General features: G+C 48.6%; 1 protein-coding gene. It reads right to left on the bottom strand.

All coding sequences use genetic code 11. From position 1 onward, the window contains the following. Positions 1 to 274: carboxyl transferase domain-containing protein (locus SB660_RS20245; RefSeq protein ID WP_410584098.1), on the bottom strand; the 274-nt coding region annotated here is incomplete at its 3' end. Between the last annotated feature and the right edge of the window lie 2 nt (positions 275 to 276).

Raw genomic sequence — 276 nt, 5'->3', positions numbered from 1 at the left:
CTGTGAAGTCTTGCGCAAATACATAAACTGAGCGGCCGTCAATTGTGCCGTACCCTGTCACGACCCCATCCCCTAACATGCGCTGTTCTCTTGTTAACACTTGACTTTCCATGAAGGGGTTTAATTCGATAAAGCTGTCCTGATCTAGAAGAAATATGATCCTTTCCCGAGCAGTGAGCTTGCCCTTTTGCCGCTGCTGAGCCAGCTTTTCCTGTCCTCCGCCTTCTTCTGCCTGCTTGCGTTTCGTGTATAAATGATCCATGTGCTCATTCATGC

It is taken from the genome of Bacillus sp. SIMBA_005, from assembly GCF_046535585.1.
GTDB lineage: Bacteria > Bacillota > Bacilli > Bacillales > Bacillaceae > Bacillus > Bacillus pumilus.
This window is presented reverse-complemented; position numbering and strand designations above follow the sequence as displayed.